The organism is Bacteroides sp. MSK.20.82 (assembly GCF_019052485.1).
GTDB lineage: Bacteria > Bacteroidota > Bacteroidia > Bacteroidales > Bacteroidaceae > Bacteroides > Bacteroides thetaiotaomicron.
The window spans coordinates 1-20730 of sequence record NZ_JAHQUN010000066.1 but is presented as its reverse complement, the minus strand read 5'-3'; the positions used below and the strand labels follow the sequence as shown (position 1 = coordinate 20730).

Annotated in this window: 19 protein-coding genes and 1 pseudogene; 8 read left to right on the top strand and 12 right to left on the bottom strand. The window is 44.1% G+C overall.

Going from position 1 to position 20730, the window contains the following annotated elements; translation table 11 throughout:
- On the top strand, window positions 1-1073 hold a 1073-nt coding region (locus tag KTR07_RS25765; RefSeq protein ID WP_217315535.1), incomplete at its 5' end, for a site-specific integrase.
- 20 nt (window positions 1074-1093) lie between these two features.
- On the top strand, window positions 1094-2311 hold the full coding sequence (locus tag KTR07_RS25760; RefSeq protein ID WP_087306469.1) for a site-specific integrase: 1218 nt from the start codon (window positions 1094-1096) through the stop codon (window positions 2309-2311).
- A 64-nt stretch (window positions 2312-2375) separates the two neighbouring features.
- On the opposite strand, the gene KTR07_RS25755 is transcribed toward KTR07_RS25760, so the two are convergent.
- A complete protein-coding gene (locus KTR07_RS25755; RefSeq protein WP_008665353.1) occupies window positions 2376-2669 on the bottom strand; it encodes a helix-turn-helix domain-containing protein in 294 nt (97 codons plus the stop codon).
- A gap of 12 nt (window positions 2670-2681) precedes the next feature.
- Window positions 2682-2885: a helix-turn-helix domain-containing protein gene (locus tag KTR07_RS25750; RefSeq protein WP_083804140.1), complete on the bottom strand. Its 204-nt coding sequence runs from the start codon at window positions 2883-2885 to the stop codon at window positions 2682-2684.
- A 528-nt stretch (window positions 2886-3413) separates the two neighbouring features.
- On the opposite strand from KTR07_RS25750, the gene KTR07_RS25745 reads away from it, so the two are divergent.
- The 4 genes and pseudogenes from KTR07_RS25745 to KTR07_RS25735 form a co-directional block, all read left to right on the top strand.
- On the top strand, window positions 3414-3554 hold the full coding sequence (locus KTR07_RS25745) for a histone H1 (protein WP_192938491.1): 141 nt from the start codon (window positions 3414-3416) through the stop codon (window positions 3552-3554).
- Between the two features lie 65 nt (window positions 3555-3619).
- Window positions 3620-4993 carry an ATP-binding protein gene (locus KTR07_RS25740; protein WP_008665350.1) on the top strand — a complete coding sequence of 458 codons (1374 nt, stop codon included), beginning with the start codon at window positions 3620-3622 and terminating at the stop codon, window positions 4991-4993.
- Window positions 4994-5117: 124 nt separating this feature from the next.
- Window positions 5118-5576 (top strand): hypothetical protein, encoded by a 459-nt coding sequence (locus KTR07_RS28560; protein ID WP_227204746.1) that lies wholly within the window; start codon window positions 5118-5120, stop codon window positions 5574-5576.
- A gap of 1999 nt (window positions 5577-7575) precedes the next feature.
- Window positions 7576-8243: pseudogene (locus KTR07_RS25735) on the top strand (hypothetical protein); the annotation flags it as partial.
- Here KTR07_RS25735 and KTR07_RS25730 read toward each other — a convergent pair.
- Complete coding sequence (locus KTR07_RS25730) at window positions 8240-8530, bottom strand: hypothetical protein (protein ID WP_034532971.1); 291 nt, start codon at window positions 8528-8530, stop codon at window positions 8240-8242. The pseudogene KTR07_RS25735 and the gene KTR07_RS25730 overlap by 4 nt on opposite strands.
- 119 nt (window positions 8531-8649) lie before the next feature.
- Between KTR07_RS25730 and KTR07_RS25725 the strand changes: the two genes are divergently transcribed.
- On the top strand, window positions 8650-8790 hold the full coding sequence (locus KTR07_RS25725; RefSeq protein ID WP_157132500.1) for a hypothetical protein: 141 nt from the start codon (window positions 8650-8652) through the stop codon (window positions 8788-8790).
- A 97-nt stretch (window positions 8791-8887) separates the two neighbouring features.
- On the opposite strand, the gene KTR07_RS25720 is transcribed toward KTR07_RS25725, so the two are convergent.
- The 7 genes from KTR07_RS25720 to KTR07_RS25690 all read right to left on the bottom strand — a co-directional run bounded on the left by KTR07_RS25720 (window position 8888) and on the right by KTR07_RS25690 (window position 16669).
- Window positions 8888-9751, bottom strand: a complete 864-nt coding sequence (locus KTR07_RS25720; RefSeq protein ID WP_008665343.1) for a copper resistance protein NlpE N-terminal domain-containing protein — start codon at window positions 9749-9751, stop codon at window positions 8888-8890.
- 79 nt (window positions 9752-9830) lie between these two features.
- Window positions 9831-10964, bottom strand: a complete 1134-nt coding sequence (locus KTR07_RS25715) for an OmpA family protein (protein WP_008665342.1) — start codon at window positions 10962-10964, stop codon at window positions 9831-9833.
- A 166-nt stretch (window positions 10965-11130) separates the two neighbouring features.
- Window positions 11131-12012 carry an AraC family transcriptional regulator gene (locus tag KTR07_RS25710; protein ID WP_008665340.1) on the bottom strand — a complete coding sequence of 294 codons (882 nt, stop codon included), beginning with the start codon at window positions 12010-12012 and terminating at the stop codon, window positions 11131-11133.
- Between the two features lie 289 nt (window positions 12013-12301).
- Window positions 12302-12787, bottom strand: a complete 486-nt coding sequence (locus tag KTR07_RS25705) for a DUF4625 domain-containing protein (RefSeq protein ID WP_008653094.1) — start codon at window positions 12785-12787, stop codon at window positions 12302-12304.
- Window positions 12788-12792: 5 nt separating this feature from the next.
- Entirely contained in the window at window positions 12793-13902 is a 1110-nt protein-coding gene (locus KTR07_RS25700; protein ID WP_087306473.1) for a DUF4625 domain-containing protein, read from the bottom strand.
- Between the two features lie 81 nt (window positions 13903-13983).
- On the bottom strand, window positions 13984-16125 hold the full coding sequence (locus KTR07_RS25695; RefSeq protein ID WP_008665336.1) for a TonB-dependent receptor: 2142 nt from the start codon (window positions 16123-16125) through the stop codon (window positions 13984-13986).
- Window positions 16126-16345: 220 nt separating this feature from the next.
- On the bottom strand, window positions 16346-16669 hold the full coding sequence (locus KTR07_RS25690; RefSeq protein ID WP_008665334.1) for a hypothetical protein: 324 nt from the start codon (window positions 16667-16669) through the stop codon (window positions 16346-16348).
- A gap of 224 nt (window positions 16670-16893) precedes the next feature.
- On the opposite strand from KTR07_RS25690, the gene KTR07_RS25685 reads away from it, so the two are divergent.
- Window positions 16894-17298, top strand: coding sequence for a Fur family transcriptional regulator (locus tag KTR07_RS25685; protein WP_032940363.1), 405 nt, complete (start codon window positions 16894-16896; stop codon window positions 17296-17298).
- 69 nt (window positions 17299-17367) lie between these two features.
- Here the strand turns inward: KTR07_RS25685 and KTR07_RS25680 are convergent, their stop codons facing one another.
- Together KTR07_RS25680 and KTR07_RS25675 are read right to left on the bottom strand one after the other, a co-directional pair.
- A complete protein-coding gene (locus KTR07_RS25680) occupies window positions 17368-18612 on the bottom strand; it encodes an OmpA family protein (RefSeq protein WP_034532992.1) in 1245 nt (414 codons plus the stop codon).
- Window positions 18613-18640: 28 nt separating this feature from the next.
- A partial coding sequence (locus tag KTR07_RS25675) for a collagen-like protein (protein WP_254306576.1) occupies window positions 18641-20730 on the bottom strand: 2090 nt, incomplete at its 5' end.

Sequence of the window (20730 nt, the reverse complement as noted above, 5' to 3'; positions counted from 1 at the left end):
AGAGCCGGCTGAACGGCAAGAGCCGGGAAGCGGTGGAGACCAATGAAAAAATAGAGAGACTGCTGCTTGCCGTACACTCGGCCTTCAATTCCCTCATGGAAAGGAAAAAGGATTTCGATGCCGCCGCGGTCAGGGACATGTTCCAGGGTAACGCGGGCATGCAGATGACCCTGCTCAAACTTCTCGACCGGCACAACGAGGAGATGAAGGCCCGTGTGGGCGTGGACCGTGCACCGACGACAATGTCGACCTACGTGTACACCCGGCGCACCCTTGCCGAATTCATCAAAACGGAATTCAAGGTCTCGGACCTCGCCTTCGGACAGCTCAACGAGCAGTTCATCCGTGACTATCAGGATTTCTGCCTGGAAAAGAAGAGACTGGCGATGGAGACGGTGCGCCATTACCTGTCCATCCTGAAAAAGATCTGCCGCATCGCCTACAAGGAAGGGCACTCGGAGAAATATCATTTCTGCCACTTCAAGCTGCCCAAGCAGAAGGAGACAACACCGAAAGCACTCAGCCGTGAGAATTTCGAGAAGCTGCGTGATCTGGAGATACCGGAAAAACGCAGGCCACATGTCATCACCCGGGATCTCTTCCTCTTCGCCTGTTACACCGGTACCGCCTATGCCGATGTGGTAAGCATCACCCGGGAGAACCTCTTTTGGGATGACGAGGGCAGCCTCTGGCTGAAATACCGGCGGAAGAAGACCGACTACCTCGGACGCGTCAAGCTGCTGCCGGAGGCCCTCGCACTGATCGAAAAGTACCGTGACGATACCCGCGCCACCCTCTTCCCGCCGCAGGACTACCACACGCTCAGGGCCAACATGAAATCCCTGCGCCTGATGGCGGGGCTCAGCCAGGACCTCGTCTACCACATGGGAAGACATTCTTTCGCCTCCCTGGTCACGCTCGAGGAGGGGGTGCCGATCGAGACCATCAGCAAAATGCTGGGACACTCCAATATAAAGACCACCCAAGTCTACGCGCGCGTGACCCCTAAGAAACTGTTCGAGGACATGGACAGGTTCATCGAGGCGACCCGTGATTTGAAACTCATTCTTTAATCCTAAAAAATATCATTATCATGCGTAGTACATTCAAACTCTTATTCTACATCAACCGCAACAAGGTCAGATCGGACGGCACGACCGCCGTCCTCTGCCGGATCAGCATTGACGGCAAGAAGTCAGCCGTTACCACCGGCATCTATTGCAGGCCCGGTGACTGGGACAGCAAGAAGTGTGAAATCAAAACAGTCAGGGAGAACAACCGCCTTGCCGCCTTCCGCAGCCGGCTGGAGGAGGCGTACGCCAACCTGCTGAGGAACCAGGGGGTGGTCACGGCCAAGCTGCTCAAGACCACCGTGTCAGGTGCCAATTCCGTGCCGGAATATCTCCTGCAGGCCGGAGAGGTGGAACGCGAACGTCTCAGGGTCCGCTCCAAGGAGATCAACTCCACCTCGACCTACCGCCAGTCGAAGACCACGCAGCTTAACCTGAGACAGTTCGTCGAATCCCGCGGGATGAGGGACATCGCCTTTTCGGACATCACCGGGGAGTTCGCCGAATCGTTCAAGGTCTTTCTCAAGAAGGAGCTGGGACACAGGAACGGGCATGTGAACCACTGCCTGTGCTGGCTCAACCGGCTCATCTACATCGCCGTGGACCGGGAAGTATTGCGGGCCAACCCGATAGAAGATGTGGCATACGAGAAGAAAGATGCACCTAAACTAAGGCATATCAGCCGCAGTGAACTGAAGCGGATGATGGAGACCCCGATGCCCGACCCGATGATGGAGCTGGCGCGCAGGACATTCATCTTCTCCTGTATGACCGGTCTTGCCTACGCGGACACGAGGGCTCTCCATCCCCGTCATATCGGAAGGACCTCGGAAGGGAGAAGGTATATCCGCATCCGCCGGGCCAAGACGGACGTGGAGGCGTTCATCCCGCTGCACCCCGTGGCCGAACAGATACTGGGGCTTTACAACACCACGGATGAGGGCAAGCCGATATTCCCGCTGCCTGTCCGCGACGTCCTCTGGTACGAGGTGCACGGGATGGGCGTGGCGCTGGGGATGAGGGAGAACCTGTCCTACCATATGGCCCGGCATTCGTTCGGAACCCTGACGCTGACCGCGGGTATTCCGATAGAGAGCATCGCCAGGATGATGGGCCATACAAACATCGACAGCACGCAGGTCTACGCCCAGGTCACCGACCGGAAGATATCCTCGGACATGGACCGGCTGATGGAAAGAAGAAAGTCCGCGGATGCGGCCGGCAAGGAAACCGCCGACTAAATAAGGATTGCCGCCGGAATCGTAAATGCAATTCCGGCGGCAATCTTTAAACTTGAATACGATATTATACCAATGCAGGGTGATAATTCTCCTCCAGCAGCTTCTCGATGTCCGACTGCCTGTACAGGATCTTTCCACCGAGCTGGATATAGGGAATCCGTCCTTGGTCCCTGTAATCCTGCAGGCACCTGCGGCTGATCTTCAATGTCTCGGAAAGCTCCCTGTCGGTCAGGAACCGTTCCCCGTTGAAGGGAGGACGGTTGTCACAGGCAAGACGTTCCACTTTTTTCTCTATATTGTCCAGCAGGGCAAAGAACCTGCGGATGCGCCCGTCTTCCTTATCGATAATTCCTTCCATTTCTTCCGTTCTTTAAAGGTTTCCGTTCTTTCTTCTTTCCCTCACCGCCTTCTCCTTGCGTCTGATGCCAACGTAGGTCATCAGCCTCTCCACATCCTCGGGTTTGTAATAGAACTTCCGCTGGAGGCGGGTGAACGCCAGCCGTCTGGTATCGCGGAGGGTCTGCAGGGTACGCGGCGAGATGTCAAGGCGCAGGCAGACATCCTGGCCGTCCAGTCACTCGCCGGGTTCCTTACAGCGGTTTCTCTCATACAATCTGTCCACATGTGTGGACAGGCTCTCGACGCGTACCAGCATCCTCTCAAGGACACCGGTCTCGATGTAGCATATTTCCATATTTTCAACTCATTTAAATGTCGGAGCGAATATAAGGGAAAAAAACATGAGAGGCAAGCACGACCGGCACACTGGCAGGAATAGTCATGGATAGTCGGCTATTGTCATGCGAAAGAGGTAAAGAAAAAATCCCCACCGTACAAAATAAGTATCAAAAAAATGAGTATAAAACCTCTGGAGTGCTCCATATAGGCTAAGAACTTTATCATTGCGATTTCAACAAGTGGTTCCAAACGAGGAATTGCTCCTGAACCTTATTTGTCCTTCGTAGTCTTTTCAATAAAAAGAGACTGGAACATTTAATTATTTGGAATTTAAATCTTATTTTTGTAACTATGATTATAAAATCACTGATCAATAAACACTTTTTAAGGATATAAACAAACTTCTTGTTGACATTCAGAGAAAATTTGCCGTTTTCAAAAAGATGTGGAACAGCTGGTTTCCAAAGGCAACAATGTGGCAGGTATGAAAGCACGTAAAGCTACGTTGGAATTAAGGAGTTTGCTTAAGGAATTCCGTAAGATGTCGGTTGAAGTGGCCAAGTGATCTTTTATCGTCAAGTAGAATATATGTTGAGTTTAAAATAGCCTTCAAAAAATTGTAGTATCATCATGGAACAGAAATCAAACGTTCAATACAGGGCAGAGAAAGAATATAAGAATAGCCGTGAAAAATTCTTTCTTTTATTAAGAGAGATAATTTCCAATTCCATACATGCCGTTTTAATTCGGCAAAATAAAGAAACGAATTTTATCCCTCAGCTAGACCTGAATATTACTTTTGATGAAAATCAATGTAAAATCGAATTAAGGGATAATGGTGAAGGCTTTACAGAAAAAAATCGTCTCTATTTTGAAGAACTTGATAAAAAAAACCTGGAAAAGGAGCAGTTTAATTTCCATCCTTTGGGCCAAGGGAGATTGGCTATTGTATACTTTACCGACTCATCTGAATATGAAACGGTGTATAAGGATAAAGATGGTACATATCAAAAGCGAACCATTCCATATCCAAATACATCTGATGGACTTTTTAATTTTGATGAGTTTGTAGAAGAAATGCCAGAAATAAAAGATACCTATACCAAGCTGACAGCATACTTAAACAAACAAAACACATTAGGACGAGCAAAAACTTTTTTTTATAAATACCCAAACTCAAAAGCATTTAAACAATGGTTTATAGAAACTTTTTTTCCATTCATTGTAACCAATGAACAGCTTGTAGTAAATATTATTTTCAATGGAGAGGATGTTACTGTAAAAAAAGGAAATATTGAATCTGAAACAGAAAGAAAACCTTTTGAAATCAATCTCGCAGAGGGTAATAAATCTTTTATGCTATGGTTGATAAAAAAAGGAACACAAATGCATGGAGAGAATCCGGTAATCTGTTTTGCAAGGAACTTGAAAGCGGATTTATCCAATGGAAAATTAAGTTATTCAATTGATAATAATGACGGTTATTTATTGTATTTAACATCGGAATATTTCGATGAACATGTCGACACAAAAGGCGAAAAAATAGAAATCCCAGTTGATGATATATTAAAAATAAATAAGAAAATAAATGAGATCTTGGATATTGAATTTAGCTCTATTATAGAGAACAACCAAAAGGAGACAAAGCGTAATTTAAAGAATTTCAAAAAGAAGTACCCCTCGCTTGAGACATTTATTGAAGATAGTAATATTATCGATGATAAAAAGATAGTAAATGAGAAAGATATTGTACAATCTGCTATTGACGAGAAGAGTAGGATAGAGAAAAAGTTCTGGAATCAAATAGATAGAGAGTTTGAAAATGAAGAAGATAAACTTTTTAGTGATTCTGAAGAATGTTATAAGCTTTTAAACTCAAGTTTGCATATATATGTCAAACATCGAGAAAGTGTATTGAAACGTTTGCATATGTTAATTCAAAAATTTGATGAAGACGGAAATGATAAATCAGAATTAGAAAGCTCTGTACGAACTCTTTATTAAAAGAGGAACAACTTTAAGTGATTCTTCAAATATCAATCATTTACATAATCTTTGGATTCTTGATGACAAGTTCACAACATTCTCAAACGATTTCAAAGTTAAAAGCACCAAGTCAGGGCAACCTTTGTCAGATGTTTACATTTGGGCTGATGACCCAGAAAAAACAAAACAAATTCTGATCCTTGAGTTAAAATCAACAACAAACGCACATAATGCAGGAAATACCAAAGAAGGAATGATAGCACAGGTTAAAAGATACGCTCACGATTTTTATAAGCATCCACATAAAACATTGAATTGGACTGTGAATACGGAGCAAGTACAATATACAGGTATCATTCTTGCTAGGAAATCCGATATAGACAAGGAGTTGACATCCAATAGTTTTAGTGGCGGATATAAACCTATCCCATTCCTGGCAAATTCATATTACTTTGAGGACAATTTTTCTAAGGATGATAATCCGAGAAATAAAATGGATATTAGGATAGAACTATATTCCTTTGAAGACATTTATGAACTTGCATCGAATAGAAACAATGTATTCTTTAAGTTATTAAAGAAAGAATTTGATATTGAATAAGTTAAGGAGAAGAAAGAAGGGAATAAAACTTTTTTTAGGATAGGGATAAACGGAATTCATAGGTTTGAATCATTCATTACCTATCAAAAGAAAGCAAGATACGGTGAGATGTTAAGGAGCAGGCAGACATCCTGACCTCCCAGTCATTCTCCGAGTTCCTTACAACGTTTTCTCTCATACAATCTGTCACATGTGTGGACAGATTCTCGAAGCATGTCAGCATCCTCTCAAGGACACCGGCTTCAATGTAGTATATTTCCATACGCTCAATTTTTAATGTTCGTTGATACGAATGTAAAGAAAAAAAGACACCTGCTAAACAGAACCAGTCCACTGGCAGGAATAGTCATAGATAGTTAGTTTTTGTCATATGGGAAAGAAAAAGAAAGCCGAAGCAGGGCTGGATTCACTCCCCCCTTTGGGTATGTGAAAGGAACGTTGCGATGAAAAAAAACTCCTCTTCACACATGGACGAAACAACGCCGAGAATTCGGTAATAAAAGATGTGGCTTCTCTGCCCGGGTAAATGCCATGATTACAGAGTTCTTCATGTTCCTATACCATCAGGCTGGTTACCTTCAGATTAAAAACTTATCCAACCTGTGACAGACCCGGATGGGAAAGGCGATGATACCGCCGGATACGCACATAGCCATATGTTTAGATATAGAGATACGACGATAACGATACGCCCTTCTATCGGAATAAGGATATAGCGATATACACGGATAACCATATATAATTATCGGAATAGAGGTATGGCAGGTTGTGGGTGTATGACAGCGTCCATATACCTGATTTCGTTTTTATTATCGGTATTTCAAATGTTCCAAAAAACTCTTTAACAGATTACCATCTGGGATGATCTCCTAAATTCACATGTACCGGACTTTCTATTTACCTGATTACCAAACAGCCGGAATACCAACAAACAGGATACCTTGAAATCCTTTTTCCCTAATGACAATCGGAGAAAACTACCATAACAAACATTCTTGTACCTGATGGCATAATATACCTGAACAGCCCTTTGACGGCTGATTGACCGGAACTTCAGATCCGAGCTTGTCTCCAAAAACAGCCGGCTATTTGTTGAAATCTGTCATTCTGTAACCGTCCCTTCCATCCGTTTTTTCTCTGTGGGCGTCGTCTTTTTTTCTCGTGGTATTATGGTCATGTTACCGGATGGGAAGAGCCATCTCCATCACAACCATGAATTATAGTGTAGCCATATTTGTATATAGCCAGATAATACGCTAGCCGGATAATGCTATCACAGAATTACAATATAGCTGGATATTAAAATAAGGATAGCCGGAAGCGAAGGGAGCACGCACCTTTCCAGATACAGATATCTTAAAATCTCCATTTACAGAAGTGTATAAATATCAATTCACTAATGGAGAACTATAAAGAAAAACATAAGTCACACATGGCTACCTGTCATTCTCCATTTGCAGATGTGTATAAGTAGCAATCCGTTAATGGAGACGATGAAAAAACAATAAGGCGTATACGGCTACATGCCATTCTCCATTTGCAGAAGTGTAGAAGTAGTAATTCGTTAATGGAGAATAAGGTATGTAAAGGGCAGATTTTCCGTATATTCGCCTCCTTATCCCCGAATTATGGGCGTAAGTCACATGGTTATGGAGATATATCTATCTTTTAACGGGGAGAACAGCCGGCAAATATCTGATGGAAAAGCCAAACAAAATACAGGAAAATAGCCACACAACACTCTGATATACAATAATTATTGGATAAACGTGGTCCGCTCCTGCGGACAGCAAGTTGTGTTTTGGTTAAACCAAAACCGTACGGTTTAACGGCAATCGTGCTGCCAAACCATACCCTCCATGAAGCTCCGGAGTCGCTTCTGGATGGATATTAAAAGCGAAAATGTCTAAAAGTGTTAGTTTCTCTCATAAACATTATGTAATACCGTTAATATGCTATATAACCTGGAGAGAGTCAATAGCAGTACGGGACTGTGCAAATGGCCGACATCCTCTCCGAGTGGTCGAAATACAAGGTCTACTGCTTCCTGAAATACGATGCCGAAAACGAGGGAGCCATGCCGGCGATTGCCGTGGGCCGCCCGTACTCGTCAAGCAAGGCGCAGCCGGTCTTCCCCGAAGACGAATCAACGGGTCCGTTCAAAATCCTGTTCAACGAGCACGTGGCGCAGAGCAACCTGAAAGTCGTCAAGACCGACCCGAAATTCCTCGCCGTCACGGGTAAGGCGCTCAGCACCGACGAGAAATTCTTCGAGGTGACTGTCCGTCTGAACCCCGAGTACGACCCGACGATTGCCGGCAGCAGGCAGTACCAGACGGTGAACGCCACGCAGATTTCCAAAAAGACGCACAAGGTTACCGGGAACACGACCGCCAAGGGCGCCGTGACGAAGACGAAAGTCGATCTCTCGACCTACACCATCGTGCCGTACATGTCGCCGCACATCGGCATCATCTCCGACCAGCTCGTGGAGGAGACGACGGAGTATTTCCGCAACTACAACTTAAATGGTATCACCGGGACAGTGACCGCAACCCCTCGAAAAACGGCGTTTACCTGGTGGAAGAGGTCACGACCACGTTCGGCGTGGGCGGGTATCGTCAGCGGTTGAACGTGCCGTACCGGATAAAGTCCGGTGGGGATTAGTCCCAGTCGTTGAAATCGTCGGGTTCCACATCGATACAGGTTACCCCGGGGTAGAGGGTTTCGTGCGCGTGGCAGTGGCATTCACATTCCCCGTTTTCTTCCCGGCAACGGCACTCTTCCCCGTGGCAATGGCAGCATGGCGTCCCGTTGCCGGCATTCATTTCATTATTATCAGTCATCGTTTCCATTTGCAGATTCATAATACGGGCACAAAAATAGGTAAAATCCGGATAGATTTGATATTGGCGGTTATAATGATGAATAATGAAGCCATTCTGACCACCCATGTTGGCTGGTTACAGCATATGGCTGAATCTTTCAAAATTCAAGAAATTAAAGGTAAAAGTACAGATAATATAAATTACGCCACTTGCACCCTGGATACCTTTTGGTTAATATATCATATGTGCTAAAGACAGGATATCCCTATCTTTATCTGAAGAAAGTTCGAATTGACGGGACTATCGGTGAATTAGCCGGAACTGTCGGGACTCATTATAGAGAGACAGGAAACAGGTTTGCAGTGAAACTGAACTCTGTCATTTGACATTTGTCATCCAAGGATTCATTGCTATTCGCTAAAGGAGCGAACAGCAAATGAATCCTGATGTATAATTTATTTTCTTGACTGCAATCCTGATGTTTTATTGCTCATTATACTCATACTCCTTATTGTCAACAACGAATGTTGCATTTTTATGATTTCCTACCCGCCATTCCACTTTCCCATCGGAATATTCCGCAGTTTTGGCAGAAGCCTCTGTCTGGAAAAGAGTATAGCAATGTTCAGGAGCGGTAGATATAAGTTTGACCATGGGTTTTTCGCCGGCAGTATAATATACAACATCAAAAAAGGTTGGATTGGTCTTTGTTGCCGACGAATAAATACAATAATCAGGTGTAAGGCGGTCAAATGTATAAGAATTTGTTCCGTCATTGAAAACCAGTTCGTCTGACACGGACGATTGTTTTTGTTCCGACGGCACTTTCAAGGAGCAGTTTTTGTCCGCATATTCAGAAACTAAATCTGTTTTTTCCTTTAATTTGAGTATATGCTTTTTGGCCTTGAAAAGGAAGTCCGCATACTGTTCTCCTTGTTTCTCATATAATTTGAGGGTTACATTTTCCCCACTTTGAGATTCTTTCAGGAGTTGCGAAGTACAGAATTCCGGAAGTTCCGTTTGGAGGGAAATCCGTTTTAGGGGCGTATCCTTATATAACAAGCGGCCATCATCGGATTTGAGTTCCATCTTATTATCCAAAAGAATCTTATCACCGGGTAGATTTCCGGCCTTTCCATAAGTAACAAAAGTTCCGGGACGCGTGATATATTTCTCCAGTAATTCATACTGTCCTCCGTTAATGGTCAATAAGACATAGATGCCTGGACAATCGGCCGCAGGCAATATGCCTTCATAAGTTCCGTCGTATGGCGGTTGGGAAGACCGGCATGATGATAAAATAAGAATAAAGCCCCAAAGTACTGACTGCAATATTTTTTTATTCATATTCTATAGAAAGTTTTTATGCAATAGTTTCGTGTCATTAGGAATAACACGAAAACTATTGCGATGTTCATTGAAGTTTCTATTTTCCTTCCTCGATAGTACAGATGCTGACACGATTCCAGTCCGCTTCCGAGAACATATTGCCTATGCCTTGTCCTTTCGCAGTAATGCGGTCCGCACTGATGCGGTATTTTTTGACTAATAAATTCATGACGGCATTGGCGCGCGCTTGGGCTATCCGTTCATTGACTTCTATGCTGCCTTCGGGAGACGCGTATCCTTTCACAACGACTTTGGCATTGCTGTGTTTATTCAGGTAAGTTGCAATTCGCTCCACATTGGGCAACTGGGATGCATCAATGGATGATTTTCCTTGTCTGAATGTGACTACAGATTCTAACGTTTTGGCTGTTTCTACAACAGTCTGAACCTGTGGTTCCCGCTTCTGACACTCTTCCAGCATCTGGCTGAGCTGCGCAAGTTTTTGATTTGCAGAATTCAAATCCTGTTTTTTAGAATCTACCTCCATACGCAGCTCATTAATACTCCGGTTTAAACCGTCTATTTCCGCCTGATCATAAGGCTTGGTCATTGTAAAATAATGCTTACCGTTACTGTTCTTGAAATGGTAAACAATACCGGCAGTAATTTCTACGGCGGCATTATTGGCGTTGAAACGGCTCCGGTGCTCGTTGAAGTCTCCTTCCATGTCATACACCAGTGCAGGTTGCAATGCCAACGTCCATTTCTTTTCCGAACCTAAATTAAAGTTGAAGTTCAAGCCTATTTTCGTGCTCCAAGAATTTATATCACCTTTTCCGTTTTCATAATAATGTAGCCAACCGGCTCCCAAAACCGTCTCCATCTCAAAAGTACGGGGAACTCCATGATATCCACCCAGCAGATTCATAAGATTGAACTTTCCCAACAGACTGATATTGGATGCGTCAAAAGCAGTCCTGCTGTTACTCGTATTAATATATCCCATACCTTCGACCCCAAGTCCGAATGCGGGAGTCAACTGTTTGGTCAGGTCCACTCCAACGGCAGGACGCATATTCTTAAAAAAAGCGCTGTGGGTAAGCGGAGTTACTGTTCCGCCCTTTAGTCCAACAGACCAATTATCGAAAAATTTGTTTCCCTCAAGCAGGGTTTGACAATAAGCACTCAATGTGCTTGTACTTAACAAGAAATAGAAAAGAATCTTTTTCATACATTAATAAATTAAATTAGAGTTTTGTTATATTCAAATGATGCAGAATACAGGCTTACACAAAAGGTTCGACAGTATCTGTATTTTATCTTTTAATCCAACATGTGGCATCTGCTATTTTAGAATATTGTTGTTTTAACTAAAGGCAACAGATACAGAAAATCGTCTAAGGGAAAGGCACTCTTTCAATGACAACTCCTTTCCTGCGTATTTCATTGGGAGTATCTCCAATATTTCTTTTACAGAAAGTGGTAAAATGAGAAAACGTTTTAAAATGATATTCCAGCATTATTTGCTTGACTGGCAGAATATTCTCTATCAATTTAAGCTTGATTTCGTGGGAAGTCCGCTTTTGCAGCCATCGGTATGGAGTCTCCCCAGAAAAACATTTTTTGAATAATAAATTGAACATGGTATCATTATATCCGCATAAAACAGCTAAATCTTTAGCGGTCCTGCAGCTTTTGTAATGAGTCATGACAGATACAAAAAAACGCAATTCATTTGACAAGGCATCACGAAAGAAGGATGCTATTTCATGTTTTGAGTAGCAGGTCTTGAATAATGAAAAAAGTTCATATTCCTTGGCCCGGTGCAGTTCCGGGATTTCCATACCTTGCTTCATATAATCAACCAGTAGGTCAAGAAAGGAACGCATTAACGGATAAACAGGAAGAACCTCCACAGGCTTGACTTTCTCAAGCACTATATTCTGCAGATATTTTATTACCTTATCATGAAAATAAGGGGCTACAATGTTGCATGCATGAACGACGAGATGCACGTCATCTATTGCCCTGACTTTACATTTGTGCAGACAACTGATAAAGAACAGCTCATTTTCCATTACGACCTGTGACATAGACTTAATCTGGTCCCTAAAAAAACATAATGTTCCCTTCAACACGAAACAGACTTGAAATTCATGGGAGTCATTCAGGTTCTGAACAGTCTCCCCCTTGCCTAAATAAAGGCATCTGAATTGACTGAATCTGGATAAGGCAAGGGGATCGTTATATAAATCGTTCAATAAAAATAGCTTTTCCATATATTTATAATATTCATGCTAAAAGCATTATTTCTTTAAGGCAAAAGTAAAACAAGAAGCCAAATACAAAAAAAGAGGGGAGTAAATATAAAACCAAAACATTGATAATATAAAACTAAAAATAATATCCATATCGCTATCTGTTATGATTGTAAACACAGAGAGGAGGATTTCCTTCTACAGCCAACGATTTTATAAGACAGAAATATTGGAACGCAAGCATGATAAATATATCCGATATCACAACTTATTGGATAAAGTGATGAACGTTTCATGATTTATTATTTTTCTAATAATTCTTTTCTATGATCTTTATACTTACCGCTTTCAGTTGTTGCCAGCCGGCCTTGTCGGTCACCCGGATCATAAAATGATAATCCCCCGTATCAACATCTTCCGGAATAGGAATATACACTTTGGCATTATAGGTCGATGCGCTTTCTGGAATCTGAAAATCCTGGTTATATACCCAGGGCTTTACGGGTTTCTTCTTCTCCTCCAGCGGACAATCTCCGGCATCGGTACTATGGGTATGGTGGTCGAAATTGTGATGTATCTCGATATTATAGCTGCCCAGACCCATATTGTCAGTAAAAGTATATATGAAAGGGATTTCTTCTCCTTTCACATATACCTGACAGTTCTGCGGTAACGCCTCGCTATCGGTTTCAATGACCGGCTTATCCAAATCCTTGCCGTTCTCATCCTTGCTGCATGCAGCAAGGAGAAAGAACATAAAGGCACAAGGAAGAATGATGCTCCTGCTTTTTACCATGATTCTTATTTTACGGTTATATTAAACTTTTCCTTGAATATCTTATTGGCTCCCAGGGCATATTCCACTCTGATTTCAAGAATATATTCGCCTGCAGCCGCATAATTCCCATGACCATCCCTGGCTTCCAAGCTCTTGTTGAATGCGTATTCCTTCAAATCTCCTTTAGAAAACTCATCCGCCAACGTACTATTATAAAAATACTCACCGGGTGCAGCCTCTTTATAGATGCGTATACGGATGGAATGCAAGGCGTCCTCCGCCTTTACTCTGAACTTTGTCAGAATATCAGAGGCAAGTGCCGAACGGTTGGTTCCAATTTCCACTCCGTACACTTCCGCATTGCTTTTCCTGAACTGCACACCCTCCAGTGAATTTTCCGATACTTCGCCTTTCTTGTCGTATACATTGAAATGCATGTGATAATCTCCTGCAGGGGCATTGTCCGGAATCGCAATATGCTTATGCTGGCCTCCGGTACCCCATTCCTTCTCTCCATTAAAAGTATAGGTAGTGTCCAGTTCGAATGAAGGTGTTCCTTCTTCACTATGTATGAAGACCGTAATCTTTTCGAGTCCGTTTTCCGCCTTGATATGTGCGGACACCATTGGCTTGGTACCTGTATAACCGATCTTATTATCGGAGAAATCATGGGAGGCGCCGAACTTCAAGTCTTCCACGATGATGTGTGCGGCTGCCGCTTTCACCGTCAGTTCCGATTCCCTGGTTTCTGTCTGTCCCAACCGGTCGGTAACGGTAAAATGCAGGTGATATTTTCCGGCAGGCGCTTCGGAGGGAATCTCTATATGCTCATGGAAATGAGCGTTCTTTACACCTATATACTTGCCTTCGGTGAAAGACTTTTCTATCTTGAAATCGCCGCCGTCTTCCTGGTGGATCTCTATATCAATACGCCTGATCAGATTTTCGGCTATGATCTCGCCTTCCAAGTGGAGGTCACTTCCGGCAATTCCGGTTTTACTGTTTTCTTTGCCCACTTCATTCAAACCAACGATTGGTTTCCCTGTGCTTTCTTTCTCATCATCACAGGATGAAAAGGTAAACATGCATAAACCCATCAATAGAACTACTGTCAATACTAAATTCTTTTTCATAATCTTCTTTTTTTATTTGAAGGAGGTACCGGTGCTTTGTTTTCCGGTACGTTCCTTCGATGTTTGTTAATCAATTATTGTTTAAAAATCAAATCCTATCATTAAAGAAAAGTTACGTCCCGGTTCGGGTACGTCAATCAGCCGGTAATAGCTGGTATGGTCGTAATACTTCCTGTTCAGCAGGTTCAGTCCCTGAAAGTTCAGTCTTAGCCGGAAGTCTTTCCATACAAAAGCCTTTCCGACCGCCATATTAAGCACTCCATAGCCCCGGGTTGGCTTTTCGGGAGGGACAATCCCATTCTGATCGCCGACAATTTTATACGTTGCCGAGACAAACCCCGCCTCACGTCCCTCCCTGGCAGGGTGCGTGTATTTTAATTCCACACTGGCACTCCATGGAGGAGAGAAAGGCAGGGTATATCCTTTCTTGTCACCGGAGAGTTGCTCCGCATACAGGTATTCCCCCTTTAATCCGGCCTCCAGACAGCATATGGGCTTGTAATTGACTTCAGCCTCAAATCCGTAACGAATCACCCGGCTTTGTGTGTAATAATAGGTTTGCAGGCCTTCGGTATACGTTGAGGTCGGGTTCAAATAGATATAATTTGGGAAATAGTTCAGGTAAGGATCTATTTGAATATTGACCGCACCGGTGTGCCAGTTCATTCCGAGATCAAGCTGGTATGATTCTTCCGGGGATAAGCCGGCGCTTCCCTTTTCGTACCGGAATATGTGGTAATTGATTCCGTCAGCCCCCAATTCTTTGGGAATCGGCACACGGAAGCTTTTTCCGATATTTACTTTCAATATCCATTGCCCAGCACTGTAATTAATCCCCAGCGAACCGGTGAGACTGGTGAAAGAGCGCTTTAAACCGGCGGCTCTTTCTTTAAAGACGGAATCGGCTTCTTCCACAGGTGTCTTATACCAGTCATGATAGCTGTGAATATGGGTGTTTACTCTGTCCAGTCGTAATCCGGCGCTCAATATCAGGTTCTCAAGCAGAAAATAACGGTCCATGACATATCCTCCCAGCGAGGTTGTCTCAAAATCGGGAATGATAAATCCCCAGCCGCCACGTCTGTTATGCTGATACTCTGCATTCACCCCAGCATTAAGGCTATGCTTTCCGGCTATCAACACTTTCATTCCAATACCTGCCGTATAAGTATTCTTGGTGTATTTCCTTTCCAGGGTATTGGAAGGCGTAGGCATATAGCCGTGTGAGACCGGCTCCGACAATTCCTTGCGGAGATTGTGCTGGAATGACAGATTGCCCTCCCAACGGATGTTCCCTGAATGCCATGTTGAATGGTTCATAATTTTCAGATGGTTGACCAGATGGTACGGCAGATCGATATCACGTCTGGAACGGTCATAATCTATATCCGACAGCCGTACCTCCAAACCGTGGGCATTGGCAAAAAATCCGCTTTTGGTATAAATATCGGATATTTTGAAAGCGGTGGAGAAATGGTCTCCCACATACCCTAATGTAAAACTCCCGTCCTGTTCTTTGCCTGCCGTATTGCGTAAACGCCGGTCCTTTAATTTAATGTAATAGGAATAATATTGAATGCTGTCCGCGGGAACTTTGTAATCTGCATAATCCACCAGTGTCAGGCCCACTTTGTAATAAAGCCTGTCCCTCTTTCCCGCCATTTGTGCCGAAAGACCGACCGATTCGTTATTACTTCGCATAAAAAGTTCCGCCCTGCTTTCATACGGTCTCGCCGGTATATAGTCGCTATACAGGTTTATGACCCCTCCAATGGCATCCGAACCATAGAGCAGGGCAGCCGGTCCTTTTATCACCTCAATCCTGTCTACTGAAAACTGGTCAATTTCAAGACCGTGCTCTTCTCCCCACTGCTGCCCTTCGTGTTTGATGCCGTTTTCCGTCACGACCATGCGGTTGAACCCCAGTCCCCTTATAACCGGTTTGGATTGCCCGGAACCGATATTCATCGCCTTCACACCCGGTATTCCCGCCAATGTTTGCGGCAGACTGCCTGAAAGATTCATTTCAAGGTAGGACTTGCCGATTCTGACAAGACTTTGGGAGGATCTCATCTGAGTATCCCGCCTGCTGTCATTTCCCATGATGACCACTTCGCTTAACGTCACGCCATCCTTTGTCATGTCCGGAACACTGTCCTGGTGCTGGGCATGAGAATGAATGATGAACAGGAATGACGCAACGGTTGCAACAACTCTTTTCATCGCTATTTTTTTAGATTATCGATAGAACCTTCTGCCGGAAATTATTCCTTAAAATCCGGCATATTAGCCATATGCCTTCCTGCATTTGCCGTCGGAAAAGGATATACAATATCCGTATTTGTATAATCGAATGATACAAATATCATATGCCATAACCTGTTTTTTCGGACAGACAATGTGCAGGCACACCCACAATGGTGTGGCAAATTTTCGCATTTGTTTATAGTAATGCAGATAAAGAGGGAGGGGCGCGCAGATTATACGGATGAACGGGCTGATAACCCTTCATACCCATATAAGCAACCGGTTCATAATTAAAAAGTGGAATTATAATCTGAATATGGAAAGATTCAGCCTGTGTAAATGGGGAAAGGGTAAAATGGCAGACAGGACATTGATTGCAGGGGCTCTGAGGATGCCCGTTGTCTGAATGGCAGACAGCAATCTCTTCGTGGTGGTGCATAGCCTTCACCACGAAGACAGGCATGAGTGTCATAAGTAACAGCCATGCGACAGCAATTCTGTTTTTTGTCCTTACTTTCATCTACCTACTTTCATAGAAACGCTGCAAAGATAATAAAAACATTCAAATGAAACAGTTTTCAGACATGAAACATTGTTTCATTTTTTTTAGATATCATCAGAATACCTATAAACAGGTGTTTGTTCATGTCGAAACACTGTTTCAAAATCCCGAACCATGCTATCTGCTTGTTTTGATACTTTCTGATTATTAAGTATATTTGCAATATAAACCAATCAGCCATTATGAGTGCAATAGATATATTAAGGGAAAAAGGGCTTAAAAAGAGCGCCCAACGAATAGCCATTATTTCTATTTTGCTTGACAAGCGGTTCCCGTTGACAGAAAGTGATATCAAGGAAGAAATGGGCGATATGTATGACCGGATCACGTTTTACCGGACGATACAGACTTTGTTGGAAGCAAACATTATTCATCGGATCACAATAGACAACGTTACGGCCAGATATGCACTGAATAACTCCCCCAATCACAGCCATATTCATTTTTATTGCAAAATATGTCATTCTGTAACTTGTTTTGAGGATATTCCATTGCAAGAATATCACTTGCCTGAGAATTTTGAACAAGAGGAATGTGAGGTCCTGATTAAAGGGACATGTAATAAATGTAAAGTCGAACATTCTTGAATATCTAAGACAGGGATAAATAAAATTCACGACAAAATCTATTTGTCGTGAATTTTATAAGATTGGCTTTTAGTCTTCTTTTCCCAAAACCTTCCAGTACTCCATATTGGTAACCTTTTCCAATAAAATTTTTCTATCCCCTTCCCGAATGTTGTCAGCAGCTACAGGCGGAACCAAGGCAGCACGATTGCCGAATCCACGCCATTTGAGCATATGGCTGGGGACCCCGCGTTCAAGCAAGGCTTTATATACCGCTTTTGCACGGCGCTCAGACAACCGCAAATTATACTGCGCGCTTCCACGGGCATCTGTATATCCCGTGATCAGGAAATGACTATCCGGGTAATTCTTCAGCAAAGCTGCCAGCCTGTCCAGAATCTTATGGGAAACAAGAGTAATCACGTCCTTGTCAAATTCAAAATGAATATTCTCTAACAAATCGCAAAATACCGTATCCACCATGACAGGAACTTTCTCTTTTCTCTCTACAACCCGTTCAACGATTCTTTCCACCTCGACCGGCTTTTCCACCTCTACATACCGAACTACTGGAGGTGTATGCTTGTTCTTTCCGCCAATACGCCAGATAACACTGGCAGAAATCTGCACGAAGTGGGGAAGACTCTTTTGTACGGGTAGAAGATATTCACCTTGCAGACCTAGCCCGAACGAGTTACTTAACCAGGCTTTTACCCCCGCGCCGAAAGACAGGGGGATAAAGGAGTTCTTATCGGATGAGCGCCCGTCAGGGTTCCATGTATCAAAAGACTCCCAACGCGCTTCTCCTGTAGGATCATCCACAAAATTACCGCCATATACGGAAGTAAAATCCTTATGCAGATAATTTACCCCGACTCTAAGATACGGTTCCACCCATTTGGACTTGAACAAGGGGGTAAAACGGAATTGCAAGCCTAATCCCCCCATGTACAGCCAATCATGTTTCCTGCCGCTTCCTGTGGTACGGTTGTTGCTTGTCACTCCGACAGTCCCCTGCAGGTCCAGATAAAACCATCGGTTCAATTCCCGTGCCACGTACAGGTTAGCCCCACCCATCAGATGATTTGCCTTCAGATTATAAAAGTAATTTTCCGGTGTGCTCCGGAAACCGGTTATCGCCACACGGTTCCAGTTTATCAGTGAACCACCGACACCGATCTCCCAGGCTTTTGATGCTTTTTCCTGTTGTCCGTCGTGTATGGTCACTTCTTCCTGAGAAGGTGCGCGACGGGTTGTTTCTGTGTCTTGCCCTCTTGCTACCAAAGAGACTGGCAGCAAGGAGAGGAAGACAAAACCTATCATTTTTTTCTTCATATTCATATTCAATTATCCGATAAATAAATCAATCCATCCAGTCAGCCGGACAATTTTTGACTGCCAAAGGAGTTTTTTGGGACCTGTCTGCAAAATCAACTAAATAATACTGATCGCCCTCTTTGGTCAGGTAGTAAGCGTAACGCCCACGGTACTCGTTAGTATTGTAGAATACTATCTGGCTTCCACTTTTCTGCCTTGAGCGGACATCCACGCCAATCCAGTTGTTGGGATAGGCGCTTGTCAGGCAGAACCGTCTGCCACCCTTTGAAAGTTCCAGCGTTCCCGTATGTACGGTTCCTCCCGTTCCGTTGATGAAAGTACGCATTTGTATGAACACAGCCCGGTTATCAGCCAAAGCGGATGCAGAAAGGTTGCCTTCCGGATGTTTCCAGATATTGGTACCTTCCTCTTTCTGCAATCTATCTTGTCCTGTCGGGTAAGAGTATGTCTTATAAAAGTCCGGTAACTTATCCGTGTCAATTTCTCCCCATAGGGTGGTGACACCCTCCTTGATTTCGACAAAGACACTGTTCTCCTTGAAACCCGGAGCCGGATATAATTCCGGAACGTGTATCTTATCCTGTAAATATATCGTCTGTCCATAGTCGTTGGAATTTCCCTCACCATCACCGAAATAAAGGCCTACATAGTTTTCTTTTCCGTCCCACTCATACTGTTTCAACCGGCTGATAGTATCATTCTTTGCAATATTGGCCTTCTCTGTTGCTGTAAAGACCATCGGACGTATTATGTATAAATAAGTATCCCCTCCGCTATAACGTTTTAATTTACTTTTATCTATATTCTCTTCATTTACAGGTTGATTTATATCATTAATCTTAGATGATTTCATACTACTATAAGGGGTCGTAATGGCACTTGGGTAACTGCCCCATTCTCCATCTACCTGCCGCTCAATTTTGTATGATATATATAAATACTCCAATGAATTTATTTCCGATGTATAGGCACTCAGATACGCACCACTCACACTGGCTCTGACATTTATCCTGTTCGGCACCAGCGTGTTCCTTGCACTTGTTTCCTGCGCTCCATCAACCGTTACGGTTACGCTTCCTCTTCTGTCCGACAGTTCTTTCATGTCCGGCAACTTGTCCCATGTGACCTTGAACTGCCCCTCGGCATCCGTTGTAAATGTCTCCGTGGAAGATACGCCGGGTAAGCCGCTCACATTTACGCCTGCCGCGACTTTTTTGCCGGCCTTGTCATACACGGTAAAGAGCACCGATCCGTCCGAAGGTATTACATACTCTTTCAATAAAGAGTTCCAGTATTCGGGAATAACATTATATTTTCCGATTTCCACCTCGATCACCGAAGATTTGCCTGTGAGGAAATCCCAAAAGTCCGTCTGCTTATTCCGGTCTGCCGGCCATTTCTGGTCAGGATTATGCGGATTGTCCACTTCACCGGATGAAATGTACTCTTTCCAAAGTTCATAGGCACTTTTACCATTGGTCCCGTTTGTTCCATTGGTTCCGTTTTTGCCATCTTTGCCGAAAGCGGACTTGCCGGTATCCTTACCGTTAATATACCAGTGTCCATTCTCGCCAATGGCCACCTCGGGAGATTTTCCGTCCTGTCCCACAGCCTTCTTACCGGTGTCCGTGCCGTTCACGAACCAGTTGCCGTTACCACCGATGGTGACTGTCGGTGACACTCCGTCCTTGCCGTTCACGCCATCCTGACCTACAGCCTTCTTGCCTGTGTCCACGCTGTCAATGAACCAGTTGCCGTTATTGCCAATGGTGACTGTTGGTGACACGCCATCCTTACCATTCGTTCCATCCTGCCCCACAGCCTTCTTGCCTGTGTCCACACCGTCAATAAACCAGTTGCCGTTATCGCCAATGGTGACTGTCGGTGACACTCCGTCCTTGCCGTTCACGCCATCCTGACCTACAGCCTTCTTGCCTGTGTCCACGCCGTCAATGAACCAGTTGCCGTTATTGCCAATGGTGACTGTTGGTGACACGCCATCCTTACCATTCGTTCCATCCTGCCCCACAGCCTTCTTGCCTGTGTCCACACCGTCAATAAACCAGTTGCCGTTATCGCCAATGGTGACTGTCGGTGACACTCCGTCCTTGCCGT